The sequence below is a fragment of the Cryobacterium melibiosiphilum genome (assembly GCF_003602235.1).
Classification (GTDB): domain Bacteria; phylum Actinomycetota; class Actinomycetes; order Actinomycetales; family Microbacteriaceae; genus Cryobacterium; species Cryobacterium melibiosiphilum.
Genome location: NZ_QZVS01000087.1, coordinates 73,844 through 91,341 on the forward strand (window position 1 = coordinate 73,844; position 17,498 = coordinate 91,341).

The following is a 17,498-nucleotide window of genomic DNA, read 5'->3' on the forward strand; positions in this document are numbered from 1 at the left end:
CGTGAGTATTTTGGTTACCGGCGGAGCCGGATATATAGGCGCACACGTTGTCCGGCTTCTGAGACAACGATCCGAGGAGATCGTCGTTGTCGATGACCTCGTCACCGGAGACGCACGCCGACTTGATGGGCTGGCGGTCACCCAACTCGATCTGTCGGATAATTCTTCCGTCGAACCGGTGGCACAGCTGATGCGCGACCACGCAGTGACGGCCGTCATCCACTTCGCCGGACGCAAGCAGGTCGCCGAGTCCGTCTCGAGGCCGGCCTGGTACTTTCAGCAGAACATCGGTTCGCTCGCCAACATCATTTTGGCGATGGAACTGGCCGGGGTGAAGGAACTCGTCTTCTCGTCATCGGCCGCTGTGTACGGCACGACCGAGGGCGCGCGCATCTCCGAGGAAGCCGTCACCTCACCCGTCAACCCGTACGGCGAGTCCAAGCTTGTGGGGGAGCACCTCATCGAAGCCGCGTCCCGCGCCAATGGACTTCGGGCCGCGAGCCTGCGCTACTTCAACGTCGCCGGTGCGGGGTGGCCCGACCTGGGGGACAACGCGGTGCTGAATCTCGTGCCGATGGTCTTCGAAAAGCTCGACGAGGGCCACAGCCCCGTCATTTTCGGGGATGACTACGCCACGGCGGATGGCACCTGCGTGCGTGACTACATCCACGTGCTCGATTTGGCCGAAGCGCACCTTGCGACCCTGGACTCCCTGCGCGGGGCCGAGGCGGGGCATACCGTCTACAACGTGGGCACCGGCCTCGGAACCAGTGTGCGCGACATGGTCAACAAGATCATCGCGGTCTCGGGCTCCTCGGCCGTGCCCGAGGTGCGTGCGCGGCGCCCCGGCGATCCGGCGTGGGTGGTTGCGTCTCCGGAACGAATCGAGAAAGAGCTCGGCTGGACGGCGCAGCGCGGCATTGACGACATCATTGCTTCAGCGTGGTCGGCGCGGAACCTGACCGTTTCGTGACCGCTGCTGCTGCTGCGGTCGTAAAACCACGCGCCACGGGCGGCACGACAGGGCTGGCCCGCACGACCAAGGTCTTCTGGGCTGCCTTCGCATTGATGGCGCTCCTGACGACGATGTGGTCGCTGGCGAGTCCGATTTTCTCGGTGCCCGACGAGAACGCCCACGCCACCAAGGCCATCGCCCAGGTTCGCGGCCAGGTTCTGGGCTACCAGGTCGAGGGTGTCAAACACACGGTCGTCGACCTGCCCCCGGAGTACTCGTACAGCCAGACCATCGTGTGTTATCTCTTCGCGCCGGAGATCCCCGCCAACTGCGGCTTCGAGCTGGGCGGTGACGGCGGGGCCGACTGGTTCCCCACCTGGGTCAGCGCCTACAACCCCCTCTACTACTACGCGGTCGGCTGGCCGTCGCTGATACTGGACGGGTCCGCGGGCATTTACGGCATGCGCATCATCAGCGGACTGCTCTGTGCCGCCTTTGCCGGGCTCGCGTTCCAGGTCGCCATGTCCGTGCGGCGATCCCGATGGATGCCCCTCGGCCTCGCGTTCGTGTTCACGCCGATGATCACCTACTTCTTCGGATCCGTGAACCCGAACGGGCTGGAGATCGCCTCGGCCGCCGCCCTCTGGGTCTCGCTGCTGCGGCTGCTTCAGCACTTCGACGGGCGGGACGCCGGCACGGTGTCCTCCTTGTCGCGGCGGTACCTGTGGTTCGTGGTGTCGATCTCCTCGATCGTGCTCGTGACCGCCCGGTCGCTCGGGCCGCTCTGGCTCGTGCTCGTCGTGCTGTTGTGCTTCCTGGCCTGCGGCTGGCACCCGGTCAAGCGACTCTTCACGACCCCGGCCAGCTACGTCGGGCTGGCGTTCATCGCGGCGGGTGGCATCTTCTCGATCGTCTGGACGCTGAGCGGCGGGAGCCTTTCGGGGCAGGCCGAGGCATCCGATGCCCCGCTCGTGGGCGCGACTTTTCTGCAGGGCTTCGCCCATACCCTGCGCACGACGCCCGACTATCTGCTGCAGGCGATCGGGTTCTTTGGCTGGCTGGACACCCCCCTGCCCGTTCACGTCTACTGGCTGTTTGTCGCCGCTTTCGGCCTGCTGGCGCTGCTCGCCGTCGCCACGGCCGGGCGCCGCAGCCTCGTGACCCTGGCCGGGATCATCGGTGCGGCGATCTTCGTGCCCGCCCTCGTGCAGGGCTACAGCGTGGGTCAGACCGGCATTATCTGGCAGGGCCGCTACGGCCTCTTCCTCTACGTCGGGGTCGCCATCTTCGCCGCCTGGGTGCTGTCCGGCCGGGACGGTCGGCGTGTTGCCTATCTGGCGCCGCGCGTGACGGCCCTCGCGGGCAGCCTGCTGGCCGTGTACGCGGCGTTCGCCTTTTTGCTGGTTCTGAAGCGCTATGTCGTCGGTCGGGGGCACCCGATCAGCCTGATGTTCAGCGACCCGACCTGGCAGCCGCCGCTCGGATGGATCGCCCTGGCGAGCGTCTTCGTGCTGACCACCGCTGCCTTCGCCGTCTGGTGCGTGCGGCTCAGCGTGACACCCGTCGAGGACGACACCACGGGCGTCGTCGATGCCCGCGCGGTGTCGTCGGGCCGCGCAGGGTCGGTGCCCGCAGCCTCGGAGGCTCAGGCGGAGAGACTGGCGCCCCGAGAATTGACCCATGGCTGACCTGCGGGTCGCGATCGCTTACGACTGCCTGTTTCCGGTCAACACCGGCGGCGGCGAGCGGGTGTATCGCCGCCTCGCGGAGCTGCTCGCGGCCCGCGGAGGTGCCGTGGACTATGTGACGCGCGGACAGTGGTCGGGGCTGGCGCCGGCATCCGCTTTTCAAATCGTGCCGGTCTGGACCGGGGACATCTATGACGCCACCGGCAGCCGCACCACGGGCAGCGCGCTGGCGTTCGCGGTCGCGCTGTTCCGGCACTTTCGCGCCCGTCGCGGCGAACACGACCTCGTCGTGGTGAGCGCTCTGCCGGTGCTCAACGTCTTCGCGGTGTCCCTCGCCCTGCTCGGCACGAAAACCTTCATCGTGACGGACTGGCTCGAGGTCTGGGGCTGGCGCACATGGCGCGCATATTCCGGAGCTGCCGTCGGCACGGTCGCGTTCGTTCTGCAGTACCTCGCTATTCGCATCGGCGATCTGCACACCGTCAACAGCGATTTCACCGCCGACCGCGTGCGCCGGTTTCGCCGCTCGGCACGACCGGTCACCCTCGGCCTGGTCGACCTCGTCGGAACCGAGACGGAGGCGACCACCGCGCGCAGCGGGGATCCGTACGTTATATTCGTCGGGCGCCATATTGCCGACAAACGCCTGGTCGACCTGCTGCCCGCGCTCGTCGTCGCCCGGCGCACGCTGCCCCAGCTGCACGCGGTGCTGGTGGGAAGCGGCCCCGAAACGGATGCCGTGACCGCCCGAGTGTCCGAAGTCGGCTTGGGCGAGACGGTCTCGCTGCCGGGACGGGTGAGCGACGAGCGACTGCGGAGCCTGCTCGGTGGCGCCGCGGTGCTCGTGAACCCTTCGCAGCGTGAGGGCTTCGGGCTCGTCGTCGCCGAAGCCGCCGCCTTCGCCACCCCGAGCGTCGTGGTTGCGGGGCCGGACAACGCGTCCGCCGAGCTCGTGATCGACGGTGTCAACGGCTATGTCGCCGCGTCGATCGCGGCTGAGACCCTCGGGGCCGCGATTGTTCGCGCCGTCTCCGACGGGGAAGAGTTGCGGGCTCGCACCCGCGACTGGTTCGCGCGTGAACGGGTCAGCAGCGGGCTGGAGTCATCGTTGAACGTGATTCTTGAGCGCTACCGGTCGGCCAGAGCCCGCTGAAACGAGGCCACCGTCTGCTGGGCGGTGCGTTCCCAGGTGAAGCGGGCTGCGTGTTCCCGCCCGCGCGCGGCAAGACCCCGTTGTCGCTCGGGGGAGGCGAGGAGGGCGCTGATCGCGGCGGCGATGCTCGCCGGGTCTTCGGGGTCAACGAACTCGGCGGCATCCGCGGCGACCTCGTGCAGCACCGGTATGTCGGAGCACAGCACGGGGCAGCCGAGCGCCATGGCTTCCAGGGCCGGCAGGCCGAAGCCCTCGAAGAGCGTCGGAAATACGAAGATCGTCGATTCTTCGTACAGCGCGGTGAGCTCCTCTGCCGTCAACCAGCCGCGCAGGGTCACCCAGCGCGTGAGCCCCAGACGGGCGACCAGGGGAGCGAGCGGGTCGTCGCCGTGGCTGCCGGTGATCACCAGGTGTGGGCGATCGGCGGGCGCAATCAGGGCCAGGGCCTCGAGCAAGGCGCTGAAGTTCTTGTGCGGCATGCGGTTGCCCACGGCCAGGAGCTGGTTGGAGCGCCGGGGGACCGTGGTCGGTGCCGGGCCGGCACCGGGGGCGACGCGAACCTGGCCGGCCAGCGCGGTGACGTCGACACGTCCGACGGGGATGCGCAGAAACTCGCCGATGTCGTGGCGGGAGGCGGCACTGATGGTGACGATTCGCCGGGCGTGCCGAGCCGCCAGCCGGATGAGGGCGCGCAGAACGACGGAGTAGGCGCCCGGCACGTACTCCGGGTGCCGGAACGGCAGCAGGTCGTGCACGGTGAGCACGACCGGCACCCGCGACCAGACCGGGCCGAGATTCGCCGGGCAGTGGATGAGGTCGGCGCCCAGTTTCCTGGCAACCCGCGCGACCTGGGCCAGTTCGCCCCAGGCCCACGCCACCCGGTTGTCCCCGCTGATGCCCGAGTCGATGACTCGGCCCGGAAACCAGGCGGTGTCGCCGGCGGCGAGCTCAGACGTGACCAGCGCGATGAACGTGGTGTCGGGGTCATCGCTCGGCAGGCGGGAATACACCTCGCGAACATACGATTCCATCCCGCCACGCTTGCCGGTGAAGAAGAGGAGGTCGACGAGGATGAGTGTCACCGCCCCAGACTACGTGCAGACCCGCCCCGGGCCATCCGCTCCCTCCGGTGTTCGCGCCGGTGTTCGCGGGGAATGGAGGCGGAATAGAAAATGTACGATGGGGAGGCACGGCGAACCCGGATAGGACCCACCACACGTATGCCCAACACCACAGCGATCGTTGAACTCACGATTCTCATGCCGTGTCTGAACGAAGCCGAAACGCTCGCGGTCTGCATCGAGAAGGCGCTCGGCTACTTCGAGCGCAGCGGGGTCGTGGGCGAGGTTCTCATCGCCGACAACGGCAGCACCGACGGGTCGCAGCAGATCGCCGAGTCGCTCGGCGCGCGGGTCGTCGACATCGACGAAAAGGGCTACGGCAGCGCGCTCAACGGCGGCATCGAGCACGCCCTCGGCACCTACGTCATCATGGGCGACGCCGACGACAGCTACGACTTCAGCGACCTCGACGGCTTCGTTGAACGGCTGCGCGCCGGCGACGAACTGGTCATGGGCAACCGATTCCGCGGCGGCATCGAGCCCGGCGCCATGCCCCCGCTGCACAAATACCTCGGCAACCCGGTGCTGTCCTGGATCGGGCGGATGCTCTTTCGCTCACCGATCAAGGACTTCCACTGCGGCCTGCGCGGCTTCAATCGCCAGTCGATCCTCGACCTGCACCTGCAGACCACCGGCATGGAATTCGCCAGCGAGATGGTCGTGAAATCGACCCTCGGCGGCTCCCGCGTCAGCGAGGTCCCGACCACCCTGAGCAAGGATGGCCGCAGCCGTCCGCCGCACCTGCGCAGCTGGCACGACGGATGGCGCCACCTGCGTTTTCTCATGATCTTCAGCCCGCGCTGGCTTTTTCTGATCCCCGGCACCGCGGCGTTTGCCATCGGCATTGCCGGCGTAGTGCTGTTGGGGTTCGGCCCGCTGGTGATCGGCCGCATCGGCTTCACCTATTCGAGCCAGCTCTACCTCGCCGCGCTGGCCGTGGTCGGCTACCAATCCGTGCTGTTTGCCATCCTCACCAAGATTTATGCCCAACACGAGGGATTCCGAATCCCCCGCAGTCGCAGCTTTGAGCGCCTGGAGAAGCGGATCAGCTTGGAAAGCAGCGCCCTCGTCGGGCTGGGCTTATTTCTGCTGGGACTCGCGATCGCGGTCGTGCAGCTGGTCGGCTGGGCAACCCAGGGGTTCGGCGCACTCGATGTGGAAGGCACCCTGCGGGTGGCCATTCCCGCCGCCCTGCTGATGATGCTCGGATCCCAGACCATCATGGGGGGACTTTTCCTCGGCGTGCTGTCGGTCGGTACGAAGCGACGCTGACCCCGTGACCGGTTCACAATCCGTAGCGCTGTCGGTGGCGCTGTGCACCCACAACGGTGCCCGGTACCTCGAGGAGCAGCTGCTCAGCATCCTGAACCAGTCGGTACCACCGCAGCAGATCGTGGTCTCCGACGACGCCTCGACCGACGACACGCTCGCCGTACTCAATCGCGCCATGGCCGCCTGGCAGCAGGCGCATTCCGACGTCGTCGTGGAATTGCTGGTGCTGTGCAACGAACGCGCGCTCGGGGTGACGGCCAATTTCGAGCAGGCCCTCGCCGCCTGCACCGGTGTCCTGATCGCCCTGAGCGATCAGGACGACGTCTGGCTGCCGGGCCGGCTCGAGCGGATGCTGGCCGAGTTCGCCCGGCGACCGACCCTGCAGCTCGTGAACGCCGATGCCCGGCTCGTCGATGCCGAGGGCGCACCGCTCGGGCTGACCCTGCTCGACACCCTTGGAATCTCGGCCGCCGACCGGGCCGCCGTGCACTCCGGCCGGGCCATCGACGCTCTGCTGCGCCGCAACATCGTCACCGGCGCCACCCTGATGGTGAGCCGCGTCCTCGTGGAGGCGGCGCGGCCGTTTCCCGCCGCGTGGGTGCACGACGAGTGGCTCGCGATCGTCGCCGCGCTGACCGGGCCGATGGACCTGCTCGAGGAACCGCTCACCGATTACCGGCAGCACGGCGCGAACCAGATCGGCGTCACGACCCTCGACGCCTCCGGCAAGATCGGGCGGCTGCGGGCGCCGCGCACGGCCCGCAACGCCCGGCTGCTGGCGCGGGCTGCGGTGCTCGAGGAACGCGCAGGGCTTCTCACGCCGACGCCGTCGGCCGAGACCCTGCGCCTGATCGCGGCCAAGCTCGAGCACGAGCGGATGCGCAGCACGCTGCCGGCCGCGCGTGTCTCGCGGCTACTGCCCGTTGTACGGTCTGCACTGCTCGGGCGGTACGCGCGCTTCGGGCTCGGCGCCCAGGACGTGCTGCGCGACCTCGTGCAGCCGGTCTAGATGTTGGTTGTCGTCTCGGCTCGCACGACCCGGCGCCGCGCGACCTCGTAGACGACACCGGACAGCAGTTCCGCGATGAGCAATGCGGCGAAGATGGCCACGATGTTGAGGGTGAGCAGGCCCAGGCAAGCCAGGGCGAGGGCTATGACGGATGCGCCGGCTCGGAGGAGCGTGACCAACCGGGCCCGGCCCATCCGTCGCAGGGCGGTGAACGGCAGCGTCGGAGCCAGGGAGGCAGCGCGCCAGGCGCACGCCACGAGCAGCGGCACCACGGTCGCCGCGACGGTCCAAGCTGAGCCGAAGAGCAGCGAAAAGAATCCGGCGAACTCGAACACGAAGAGCGCGCCGGTCGCCACGATCAGCGCCGCGACCGAAACAACGATGTCGAGCCGCGAGTGCTCTTTGAGCAGGCGCAGACGCAGAAAGTTCAGAGGGATGGCGAGCAGCCCGGTGACGGTGGAGATCGCCGTGAAGAGCACCGCGCCGGCCGGGCCGAGCACCGTCAGGATCAGGGTGTTGATCAGCGGAAAGACAATTCCGGTGATGCCGACGTCCGCGACGACCCAGGCCCGGGCCGAGGGTTCCGGGGCACTTGCGCGGTGGGCCACGCGAAGCGACCGCATACTCGTGGCCACGAAGATTCCGGCCACGAGGGGCACCAGCGCCCAGGAGGCGTCGGCGAAACCGGCGAGCACGCCGCCCAGGGCTCCGCACGCGACGGCGACGGACGCCCAGATCTCGCGTGTGTCGAGACGCTCGGCGATCGAGACCCCGCGACCGACCTCGAGGGAGGCGAGCAGGATCGGCAAGCCGAGGCACAGGACGAGCGCGCTCGTGTGGTTCAGGGCGACGAGCAGCGCGGCCAGCAGGGAGAGCGCCGCCAACCAGCGGGGAAACGTGACCCGGCGTGCGGTGCTGGTCGAGCTGAGGCGTGACTCCACGATGGCGGCGAAGGCCAGCTGGCCGGCAAAGGTGCCGATCATGATCGCGACGGCGATTACCCCGCTTTCGGCGAGGGTGAACACGTTCGCCGAGATCGACAGGGTGGCGGCGGGCACGACGGCGAGGGACACGCCGCCGACCAGCGAAACGGCGGAGACGGCCGCGCTGGCCAGATGCGCGCGGGAGGGACGGGTGAGTGCCATGGCGGGTCGGGAGTCCTAGCGCGCCGCGTAGTCGCCGACGCGCATGCGGAGCGAGGTGACGAAGCCGATAGTGGCGTCGAGGCCGGGCACGGTGGCCGGCCGGACCTCGGCGTGACGGCCGGCCCGCCAGCCGGCGAGTCGGCCCCGGGTGGACGCGAGGTCGCGGGAGAGCAGTAGGTCGCCGACACAGACGATCAGTTCGGTGGCCAGCGCACGCGGCCCGGTGCGCGTTGTCAACACGCCGTAGGCGCGCAGCAGGTAACCGCGACCGAAACCGGCGCGCTCGCGCTGCTTGGCCGATCCTCGGCCGGAGGTTGCGCCGCCGAGGTGCACCCCGCGTGAGGCGAGCACGGCGGTCGTCGCCCAGCCGGCCGCGCTCAGGCGCAGGGCAAGGTCGAGTTCTTCGCCGTACATGAAGATGCCCTCGTCGAGCAGTCCCACCTCGGTGAGGGCGGTGCGGCGGAAGGCGGCGACGGCGCCGTACGGGCCGAGCAGGGCCGGGGCATCCGCTGACAGCTGTGATTCGGCGGCGCCGTGGAAGCGCAGGAAACCGGCCAGGGTCGGGTCGGCGCAGAGGCCGACGGCGTCGATGGTTCCGTTGGGCTGAAACAGCAGCGGGGCGGCGCTGCCCAGCTTCGGGTTGGCGGTGAAGGCCTCTGCGAGCCGTTCGAGCATGTCGGGGTCGGCCTGCACATCGTTGTTGACGAGCATGACGAGGTCGCCGGTGCCGGCCTGGATTCCGCTGTTGCAGGCGGCGGCGAAACCACGATTGGTTTTGTGTTCGACCAGGGTGACGTGGGGGTACTCGGCGCGGAGTCGTTCCGCCGTGTCGTCGGGCCCGGCGTCGTCGACGATGATGAGGGTGTGGGCGATGCCCTGCCGCTGCAGGTGCTCGATGCAGTCCCGGGTCATGGCCCAATTGCCGTACACCGGCACCACAACATCGATGGAGAGAGCGACAGGCCGCCTGGGTTCGGGTTCGTTCACGTCGCGTTCGTTCACTTCGGGTTGATCGGCCACGGGTTCATGCCTCCCTCATGGCCAACACGGACGTGCCACGAGTGTTCGAAGTTCTTGCCAACGGCACATGTTGCCGGGCGCCGGAGGACTGGCCTCCCCTCCAGTATCCCAGAGTCCCGCCGAACGAGCGCCTCGTTCGCACGTGCCTCGAGCTGCAGCCGGCGCACCCTGCTCTGGGGGCTCCGTCTCAGTAGACCGCCGGCCGCCCGGATGGATAGGGTGAAGCCGCTGATCAGGGGCTGAGCCGGTGCACGAGCCGGGGCGCATCCGGTGGCCGGCGACGACCCGGGGAGCGCCCAATGACGACCACTGCTGTCACCAGACGAGACCGTGCGCGGCGAATCACCATCGCGGGCGCCTGCATGGTCGCGGAGCTCATGTTGGCGGGGTGCGCATCCGCCGCCCCGGCCGTGAAGCCCGTACCGAATACCACCGCGGCTGTGCCCCCGGAGACGACCCTGACCGCCCCGGCCCAGGTGTTCGGGGGCGATTGCGCAGCCGCCCTGTCGAGCGCCGACGTCAGTGCGGCGCTCGGGGAGGCGGCCGAGTATCATCAGGCTCCGGACTCGGTGCACTACGAGTTTTCCATCGACCAGGTCGGGGGCGTTCCCTGCGGCTGGGACTCCATCGAGCCTGACGGCACCGCCGAACTCGTGACCGTGCTGCTGCCGGCCGATCTGCTCCCAGCGGATGCCGACCTCGCGCCGACCTGCGACGACTCCGAAGCGGGCACACCAGAGTCGCCCGGGTACGGATCGTGCCGGTTCGACCTCGTGAGCTCGGGATTCTGGTTGAGCGGCATCGTTCAAACCGGTGCGGCATCGTCGAACGACGACTCCCGCGCGGCAATCACTGCGCTCGGCGTGAGCTTTGCGGCCCGTACGGCCTCGGCAGCCGTGTTCACGCCGACTCCGGCCGTGGCCGGCAGGTGGCCGTCGGCCGACCAGGCGGACTGCGACGCGCTGACCCGCAGCGAACCGGTGGCCGCCATACTGGCGGGCAGCAGCATCGAGGGAATCCCGGGCGCGCCCGGCGGCACCGGCCGCGGTGTCTTCGCGGGCCTGTTTCGGGCCGCCGAGGTGGCCGAGGCGGCCGCCTGCTTCTGGACCGGGGAGACCGCCGACGGCGAGTTCGTGGACTTCGGCGCCTACTCCCTGCCGGGCGGGGCCTGGGTGCAGACCGTGCTCGAGCAGATTCCCGATGCGGAATATGTAGCCTACGACGGCCTCGACAGCGTGCTCATCGTGCCCACCGACTACGGCACGACACTTCATGTGTTCGACGGCACTAATTGGCTCGCGGTGCACCCGGCGGAGGAGTCCGACGCCTCGCTCGAGACGCTCGGACCGCTGATGGTCGCGTTCGTCGCGGAACTGAACGCCGCCCGCTGACCTCGCCCAGCCCACGGTATCCGCTTCGAAAAGCGGTCGGGTCAGACCTTGTCGGGTTTGCGGGCGAGGGCGCTGCGCCAGCTCAGGCCCTGCGCGGCGCGCACGGAGCAGACCAGCAGCAGAAACCAGCCGTATTCGACGAGCGCGGTGCTCTCGGCCAACGATGTGACGATCAGCACGACGAGCACGAGCGCCGGCCAGACGTAGACGAGCGAGCGCTTGTTCGACGCGAGGATCCAGGAGCGCACGAACGCGAGCCCGACGAGCGCGACGAAGGCGAGGGCGCCGACCAGCCCGACCTGGAAGTACACGTCGAGGTAGGCGTTCAGACCCGAGGAGTAGTCGCGGCCGGTGGTGAACTCGAGCCAGCCGTAGGGGGTGGAGCTTGGCCACACACCGGCCCAGCCCCAGCCTTCGAGTGGATGCAGCGGCATCAGCCGCACCATCTCGTCCCAGAGCGAGAGGCGCACGTTGAGTTCCGCGCCGGCGTTCAGCAGGCCGAAGACCTGCTCGCGGGTCGCCCAGAGCGTCACGACGGTGACGAGGGTCGCTGCGGCCAGGCCGAGCTGCAGCATCCATCGGTTGGCGGCCGGGGCGCGGCGCAGCGCGTAGAGGGCCACCGCGGCCACGGCGATGCAGAGCGCAACGATGAGGATCACGGGGGAGCGGGTGAGCACGAGGCAGATGCCGGCCAGCCAGACCGAGCCGATGCCGAGCGCGCGCGGCACGGAACGGGACTTCCACTCGACGATGAAGGTGATGACCGCGATCAGGGCGATCAGCCCGAGGGCGTTACGGGTGCCGAAGACGCCCTGGATCGGCCCGAGGTAGGCGATATTGCCCTGAATGCCGAGAAAGACGATGGGCAGGTCGATCAGCAGCGACAGCACTTCGAGGGCGATGGATGCCCCGAGCAGCACCCGCAGTACGTCACCGATCGCGCGCACGATCTGGATCGAATCCCGCACGAGGGCGACGTAGATCGCGAGGAACCCGAACGTCACCTGATAGCTCACGCCGCGCAGGGTGGCGAGGGTGTACTCGCTCCAGACCAGCGAGAGCACACACCAGCCGACGAAGACGAGGATCGAGATCGGCAGCACCCCGTGCCACTCGAGGGTGTCCCGCCGCGCCCAGAGCGACAGGGCCGCGAAGCCGAGCAGGCCGATGAGCATGCCGATCAGGCCGGGCCAGCCCATGGTGCTGCGCAGCGCGTGGGTCGAAAAAGTGACACCGATGATGACCAGGGTCAGCGAGGCCGTGAACCGGGGCGCGCCGAAAAACCGGGTCAGCGCTTCGGTCAGGGCGGCTGGGTTGGAAGGGGTGCTCATGGAACTACCAAACTACCAAGCCGGTCAGGGCATTCTGCTCGGAGAACCCTGGTGTCGCTTGGTCATCACGGCCAGCACGATCAGCAGCACCCAGCCGTACTCGACCAGCAGGCGGCTCTCGGCCATGCTCTGCGCGAGCAGCGCGGCGAGCAGCAACAGCGGCAGCAGAGCGGATGCCGCATACGGCGTCGTGTCCGCAATGCCCAGCCGCGGGCGGTCGACCGCGAGAAACCAGGCGCGCCACAGGGTCGAGAGGGCGAGCAGCGCGAGGATGACCACGCCCACGATGCCGAGCTGCAGCCACACGTCGAGCCAGGCGTTGTGTGCCTGCAGGTAGACCACGCCCTTGCGTTCGGCCAGCCCGGCGAAGGGTTCGACGAACGGGTTCCAGTAGCTGACCCAGCCCCAGCCGAAGATCGGCCGTTCGCTCGCGAGGTCGGTCACGCTGTTCCAAATGTCGAAGCGGCCGGTGAGGTCTTCGCTCTTGCCGAGCAGGCCGAGCAGCTGTGAGCTGAAGACGAGGAGCCCGGTGCCGGCGAGCACGATCGCGGCCGCGGCCGTGGCGTAGATGGGGCGGCGGTGCTGCGGATGCGCGTGCCGGGTCCACAGCGCGAAGGCCAGCACCACAACGACGAACGCCGTGGACAGGGTGACCGTGGCCGAACGGGTGAGCACGAGCATCCCGATCGCGAAGACCAGCCAGGCCACGGCCCAGCCGCGCTTGACGGTCTTGGCGGCGAGCTGCACACCGAACACGATCACCGCGAGCAGGGCCACGAAGCCGAGCAGGTTGCGGCTGGCGACGATGCCCTCGATCGGGCCGCCGTCGAAGAGCAGGGCGCGGGACCAGTAGAAGGCCTGCGGGATCTTCTCGTCGCCGTAGTCGGAGTAGTCGACGAAGAACGGCAGGATCGGGCCGCGGATGACGGCGGCCACGAAGAGCTCGAAGAGGATCGAGAGGCCGAGCACCCAGCGCAGCGCCGCCGCGAGGGTGCGCAGCAGCTCGGCCCAGGTGAGGGTAAGGGCGAGGAACACGGCGGCGAGGGTGGTGATCCACTGCAGGGTCACGCCGAGCGCGGCGGCGGCGGGGTAGAACGACCAGGCGATCGACAGGGTCGCCAGGGCCATGAAGGCCACGAGGGTTTTCGGGAAGCGCCGCCAGTTGAGGGCGGACTTCTGGGTGACGAGCAGGGTGATGCTGCCGGCGACGACGAGGGCGGCGATCAGGCCGAAACCCCACCAGCCGCCGAGGCTGCGCCAGAATTGCCCGGCGAGAACGCTGAAGAGCACGAACGTCGAAAACATGCGGACGACGAAGCGACTCTGGACGGCGGGCATGGTTCCTAGGTTACCGGCGCGGGGGCCGCGGCCGCGCTGCCCGCGCGCGGTGGCATCCACTCACTGCGCGTGGCTGCCATGAGTGGGCGCAAAACGCCCCATAGTTTGCGCGAGTGGGCGCATACCGCCCCCTGGATCGACTTCATGGGGCCATTCGCGCCCACTCGCGTGTCCGGCGCTCACCCCAGGGGGCGATATGCGCCCACTCGCGTGGCAGGGATGCCCGGGGCTCGCGACCAGAGGCGCGGCTCACGCGCCGCCCTCGGCGAGGAAGCCGAGCCGCCGCAGGGTCTCGGTGTTGCGCACCTGGAGGGCAGCGTCGGCGATCGGCCGGGGCATGAAGCGGGCGGGGCCGGCGACGGCGGTCTCGGTGAGGCGCACGAGGCATCCGTTGCCGCCCGCGCGGTCGCGCACGTCGAGGGCGACATGCGCCTCGCCGATCGGCCAACCTCTGGCCGTGAACAGGGCGTGGCGCGGGGGATCCCATTCGAGCACCGACGTGGTGTCGTCGAGCAGCGCCGGCCAGACTCCGACAGAGTGATGGATGGCGCTGCCCGGCGCCGGCCATGCGGCGTCGACGGCCCGCATGCGGCTCGCGCCGACGACCCAGGCAGGGTATAGCCAGCCGTCGGCGAGCACCTCGAAGACACGCTCGGGCGGGCAGGCGAAGAATTGCTGGTTGACGGCCATGGTGGGGCTCCGTATCGGGGATGGGGCGGGTCTGAGCTGGCGGGTCTGGGCGGGTCAGATCAGATCAGGGTATCGGCGAGGTGTTTGGGCGTCGGGCAGTGCCGGTCAGGAGAGCCGAGGCATTCGCTGCGGCGACAGGTCGGGCGGCTGGTGAATGCCGTAGTCGTGCGCGAGGGCGCTGAGCGCGGCGCGAAATCCGGGCAGGCCGTGCACGCCCGGGCCCGGCGGCGTAGAGGAGGAGCACAGGTACACCCCCGGCAGCGGGGTGCGCCAGGGGTCTGGCGAGAGCACCGGGCGACGGATGAGTTGGCTCACCGTGATCTCGCCGGCCGCGAGATCCCCGCCGACCAGGTTCGGGTTGTGCGCCTGCAGCTCGGCGGAGGTGCGGCTGCTCGATGCGAGGATCGTGTCCCGAAACCCCGGGGCATAGCGTTCGATCTGCCGGGTCACGGCCTCGGTCTGGTCGCGGGTGCTGCCGCTGGGCACGTGTGTATACGCCCACAGGGTGTGCCGGCCCTCCGGCGCCCGGGTCGGGTCGAACAGGCTCGGCTGGGAGACGAGCACGTACGGAAAATCGGAGTGCCGGCCGTGGGCGACCGCGTTCTCGGCCCGCACGAGCTCGGCGCGGGTGCCGCCGAGGTGCAAGGTGGCCGTCTCAGCGAGGTGTGGGCTGGCCCACGGCACCGGCGCACTCAGGGCGAAGTCGACCTTCGCCGCCGCGTTGCCGTAGCGGAAAGCGGCGAGGGAGCGGGCGTATCCGTTCGGCAGGGCGTCGCCGGCGAGGTCCACCAAGGCCCGGGGGGTCACGTCGAGCAGCACGATGCGGGCCTTCGGCAGGTCGCGCAGGTGCTCGATGTGGGTGTTCGTGACGATCTCGCCACCGTGCGCGAGCAGGTCGTCGGCGAGAGCCTGGATGATCGCGCCGCTGCCGCCGACCGGGATCGGCCAGCCGCCGGCATGCCCGTGCACCGCGAGGGTGAGGCCGGCCCCGGCGGTGGCGAGGCTCGGCAGCGGGCGGATCGAGTGTGCGATCACGCCGGTGAGCAGGGCGGGCGCCAAGTCGCCGCGAAAGCGGAGGTTCCAGAAGGGGGAGCCCTGCTCGAGGGCGCGCAGGCCGAAGCGGGCCACGGTGAGCGGATGCCGCGGCACGCGCAGCAGGGTGTCCCCGGTGAATTCGGCCACGGCATCCGCTTCACGCACGAGCGGGGCGAAGAAGCGGCGCCAGGCGGGACCGTCACGCCCGAGGTCGTCGACGGTGCGGTCGAGGTCGCGCCAGGCGAGGGCCGCGGCGCCGTTCTCGAGCGGATGTCCGTAGCTCAGTGGCGGCACCACCAGGCTGATGCGGTCGGTCAGACCGAAGCGGCGGAAGAACTCGCTCGCGAGGGCCATCGGGTGCACGGCGGATCCCACGTCGTGGTGGAACCCGGGCAGGGTCAGTTCGGCCGTGGCCGCGCCGCCGCCGATCTGCGGGGCCTGCTCGTAGACCCGCACGCTGAGGCCGGCGCGGGCGAGGGTAACGGCGGCGGCGAGTCCGTTCGGGCCGGAGCCGACGACGATCGCGTCAGGGGTCTCGGGGGATGCCATGCGCTGAACCTACCCCGTCGCCGCACTCGTGGAACGCTTCGACGCGGGACACCCCGCCGCATGGGGCGTTCTGTGACACTTCGTGGGCGAGGTGTCAGAGATGGCCCCTTGGTTTTTGTGAGGTGTCAGAGATGGCCCCATGGTTTTCGTGAGGTGTCAGAGATGGCCCCATGAAGTCGATTCATGGGGCTATCTCTGACACTTCGCGACCTAGTTTTCGCCTCAAGGGGCGTTCTGTGACACCTCGTAGGCGAAGTGTCACAGATGGCCCCATGGCTGGCGGCAGGAATCGCGGGAAGCATGAGTGGCGGCATCCCCTGTCGGCAGTGAAGGTGGCCAAGGGGCCATTGTTGGCTTTTCGTCAGCGAGATGCCCACATTCGCCCCATGAAGCCCCTGGCACCGATCGCGACACCGTGAGAACCGAGAAACGCCCTGGATCTATCCTCTGGGCGCTCGTGGCTACAGAGCGGATGCAGCCCCGCGCTACACGAAGGCGGCCTGCCCGGTGATCGTGCGGCCGACGATGAGGGTGTTCATCTCCTGGGTGCCCTCGTACGAATAGATCGCCTCGGCGTCGGCGAAGTGGCGGGCCACGTTGTACTCGAGGGTCACGCCGTTGCCGCCGAACAGTTCGCGGCACCAGGCCACCGTCTCGCGCATGCGGCTCGTCGTGTACGCCTTGGTGAGCGCGGAGTGTTCGTCGCGCTGGGTGCCCTCGTCGAGCAGCTGCGACACCCGCACCACCATGCCGAGGCTCGCGGTGATGTTGCCGAGGCTCTTCACGAGCAGGTCCTGCACCAGCTGGTGGCCGCCGATCGGCTTGCCGAACTGCACGCGCGACTTCGCGTAGGCGACCGCGGCGTCGTAGGCGCCGATCGCGTTGCCGACCGCGGCCCACGACACCTCGGCGCGGGTCAGGCGCAGCACGCGGGCGGTGTCCTTGAACGAGTTGGCGCCCGCGAGGCGCATCCGCTCGGGAACGACCACGTTCTCGAGCACGATGTCGGCGTTCTGCACGGCGCGCAGGCTGATCTTGCCCTCGATCTTCGTGGTCGTGAAGCCGGGAGTGCCGCGCGGCACGAGAAAGCCCTTGACACAGTTGTCGGCGGTGTCCTTGGCCCAGATGATCGTGATGTCGCTGAAGGTGGCGTTGCCGATCCAGCGCTTGGCACCGTTGAGGGTCCAGGAGTCGCCGGTGCGGGTCGCCGTGGTGCGCAGGCCCTGCGCGGCGTCTGATCCCGAGAGCGGTTCGGTCAGCCCGAACGCGCCGATGACCTCGCCCGAGGCGAGGCGCGGCAGCCACTCGGCGCGCTGCTCGGCCGATCCGCAGGCGCTGATCGTGCCGGCGGCGAGGCCGTTCTGCACGCCGACGAACGTGGCGACGGATGCATCCACTCGCGCCATCTCGAGCGCCACGAAACCGCGGAACACGGCTGAATTCGCAAAGGGGCGGGTCTCTTCCCAGCCGAAGGAGTAAGCCCCGAGGGCGGCGAGCGGCTTCACGACCTGCATCGGAAACTCGGCGCGGTCCCAGCATCCGTTCGCGATCGGCCGCACCTCGGCCTCGAGGTAGGCACGCAGCGCCACGAGGGCGGCCTTTTCGGGCTCGGTCAGCAGGTTCTCGTAGCCGAAAAAATCGCTCGCGAGGGGCTCGAAGGCAGCGAGCGGCTGCGGGTCGAGAGAGTCGTCGATGATGAGCTCGGGGTCGAGGGTCATGGTGTGCTCCATTGCAACGGGGACGCGGCGGGCGTCAGGCCGGGCGCCGGGGCCGGCGCCGGGTGACTCGAGCGCCAGCCTAG

At 69.1% G+C, this 17,498-nt stretch carries 14 protein-coding genes; 6 read left to right on the forward strand and 8 right to left on the reverse strand.

Annotation, left to right across the window (positions count from 1 at the left end; translation table 11 throughout):
• Position 1 precedes the first annotated feature (1 nt).
• From galE to D6T64_RS13175, 3 genes are read left to right on the forward strand one after another with little or no spacing between them, the layout of a single operon-like run.
• On the forward strand, positions 2-973 hold the full coding sequence (gene galE / locus D6T64_RS13165) for a UDP-glucose 4-epimerase GalE (RefSeq protein ID WP_119975143.1): 972 nt from the start codon (positions 2-4) through the stop codon (positions 971-973).
• Entirely contained in the window at positions 970-2,643 is a 1,674-nt protein-coding gene (locus D6T64_RS13170; RefSeq protein WP_119975144.1) for a DUF2142 domain-containing protein, read from the forward strand. The genes galE and D6T64_RS13170 overlap by 4 nt, the downstream gene beginning before the upstream one ends.
• Positions 2,636-3,796 carry a glycosyltransferase family 4 protein gene (locus tag D6T64_RS13175; protein WP_119975145.1) on the forward strand — a complete coding sequence of 387 codons (1,161 nt, stop codon included), beginning with the start codon at positions 2,636-2,638 and terminating at the stop codon, positions 3,794-3,796. Before D6T64_RS13170 ends, D6T64_RS13175 begins: the two co-directional genes overlap by 8 nt.
• On the opposite strand, the gene D6T64_RS13180 is transcribed toward D6T64_RS13175, so the two are convergent.
• Complete coding sequence (locus D6T64_RS13180) at positions 3,772-4,878, reverse strand: glycosyltransferase family 4 protein (RefSeq protein ID WP_119975146.1); 1,107 nt, start codon at positions 4,876-4,878, stop codon at positions 3,772-3,774. The two genes, D6T64_RS13175 and D6T64_RS13180, sit on opposite strands and share 25 nt — an antisense overlap.
• Before the next feature lie 138 nt (positions 4,879-5,016).
• On the opposite strand from D6T64_RS13180, the gene D6T64_RS13185 reads away from it, so the two are divergent.
• A complete protein-coding gene (locus D6T64_RS13185) occupies positions 5,017-6,189 on the forward strand; it encodes a glycosyltransferase family 2 protein (RefSeq protein ID WP_119975147.1) in 1,173 nt (390 codons plus the stop codon).
• A 4-nt stretch (positions 6,190-6,193) separates the two neighbouring features.
• The gene (locus tag D6T64_RS13190) at positions 6,194-7,198 is read left to right on the forward strand and encodes a glycosyltransferase family 2 protein (protein ID WP_119975148.1); all 1,005 of its coding nucleotides are present in this window, start codon (positions 6,194-6,196) and stop codon (positions 7,196-7,198) included.
• On the opposite strand, the gene D6T64_RS13195 is transcribed toward D6T64_RS13190, so the two are convergent.
• Both D6T64_RS13195 and D6T64_RS13200 read right to left on the reverse strand, forming a co-directional pair.
• A complete protein-coding gene (locus D6T64_RS13195) occupies positions 7,195-8,343 on the reverse strand; it encodes a hypothetical protein (RefSeq protein ID WP_119975149.1) in 1,149 nt (382 codons plus the stop codon). The genes D6T64_RS13190 and D6T64_RS13195 overlap by 4 nt on opposite strands.
• A gap of 15 nt (positions 8,344-8,358) precedes the next feature.
• Positions 8,359-9,363: a glycosyltransferase family 2 protein gene (locus D6T64_RS13200; RefSeq protein WP_119975150.1), complete on the reverse strand. Its 1,005-nt coding sequence runs from the start codon at positions 9,361-9,363 to the stop codon at positions 8,359-8,361.
• Between the two features lie 299 nt (positions 9,364-9,662).
• Between D6T64_RS13200 and D6T64_RS13205 the strand changes: the two genes are divergently transcribed.
• The gene (locus D6T64_RS13205; RefSeq protein ID WP_147364559.1) at positions 9,663-10,754 is read left to right on the forward strand and encodes a hypothetical protein; all 1,092 of its coding nucleotides are present in this window, start codon (positions 9,663-9,665) and stop codon (positions 10,752-10,754) included.
• Between the two features lie 41 nt (positions 10,755-10,795).
• On the opposite strand, the gene D6T64_RS13210 is transcribed toward D6T64_RS13205, so the two are convergent.
• The 5 genes from D6T64_RS13210 to D6T64_RS13230 form a co-directional block, all read right to left on the reverse strand.
• Entirely contained in the window at positions 10,796-12,085 is a 1,290-nt protein-coding gene (locus tag D6T64_RS13210) for an O-antigen ligase family protein (protein ID WP_119975152.1), read from the reverse strand.
• 24 nt (positions 12,086-12,109) lie between these two features.
• A complete protein-coding gene (locus D6T64_RS13215; RefSeq protein WP_119975153.1) occupies positions 12,110-13,423 on the reverse strand; it encodes an O-antigen ligase family protein in 1,314 nt (437 codons plus the stop codon).
• A 249-nt stretch (positions 13,424-13,672) separates the two neighbouring features.
• Positions 13,673-14,113: an SRPBCC family protein gene (locus D6T64_RS13220; protein WP_119975154.1), complete on the reverse strand. Its 441-nt coding sequence runs from the start codon at positions 14,111-14,113 to the stop codon at positions 13,673-13,675.
• Between the two features lie 105 nt (positions 14,114-14,218).
• Positions 14,219-15,697, reverse strand: a complete 1,479-nt coding sequence (locus tag D6T64_RS13225; protein ID WP_119975155.1) for a phytoene desaturase family protein — start codon at positions 15,695-15,697, stop codon at positions 14,219-14,221.
• Positions 15,698-16,182: 485 nt separating this feature from the next.
• The gene (locus D6T64_RS13230; RefSeq protein WP_119975183.1) at positions 16,183-17,415 is read right to left on the reverse strand and encodes an acyl-CoA dehydrogenase family protein; all 1,233 of its coding nucleotides are present in this window, start codon (positions 17,413-17,415) and stop codon (positions 16,183-16,185) included.
• Positions 17,416-17,498: the final 83 nt, after the last annotated feature.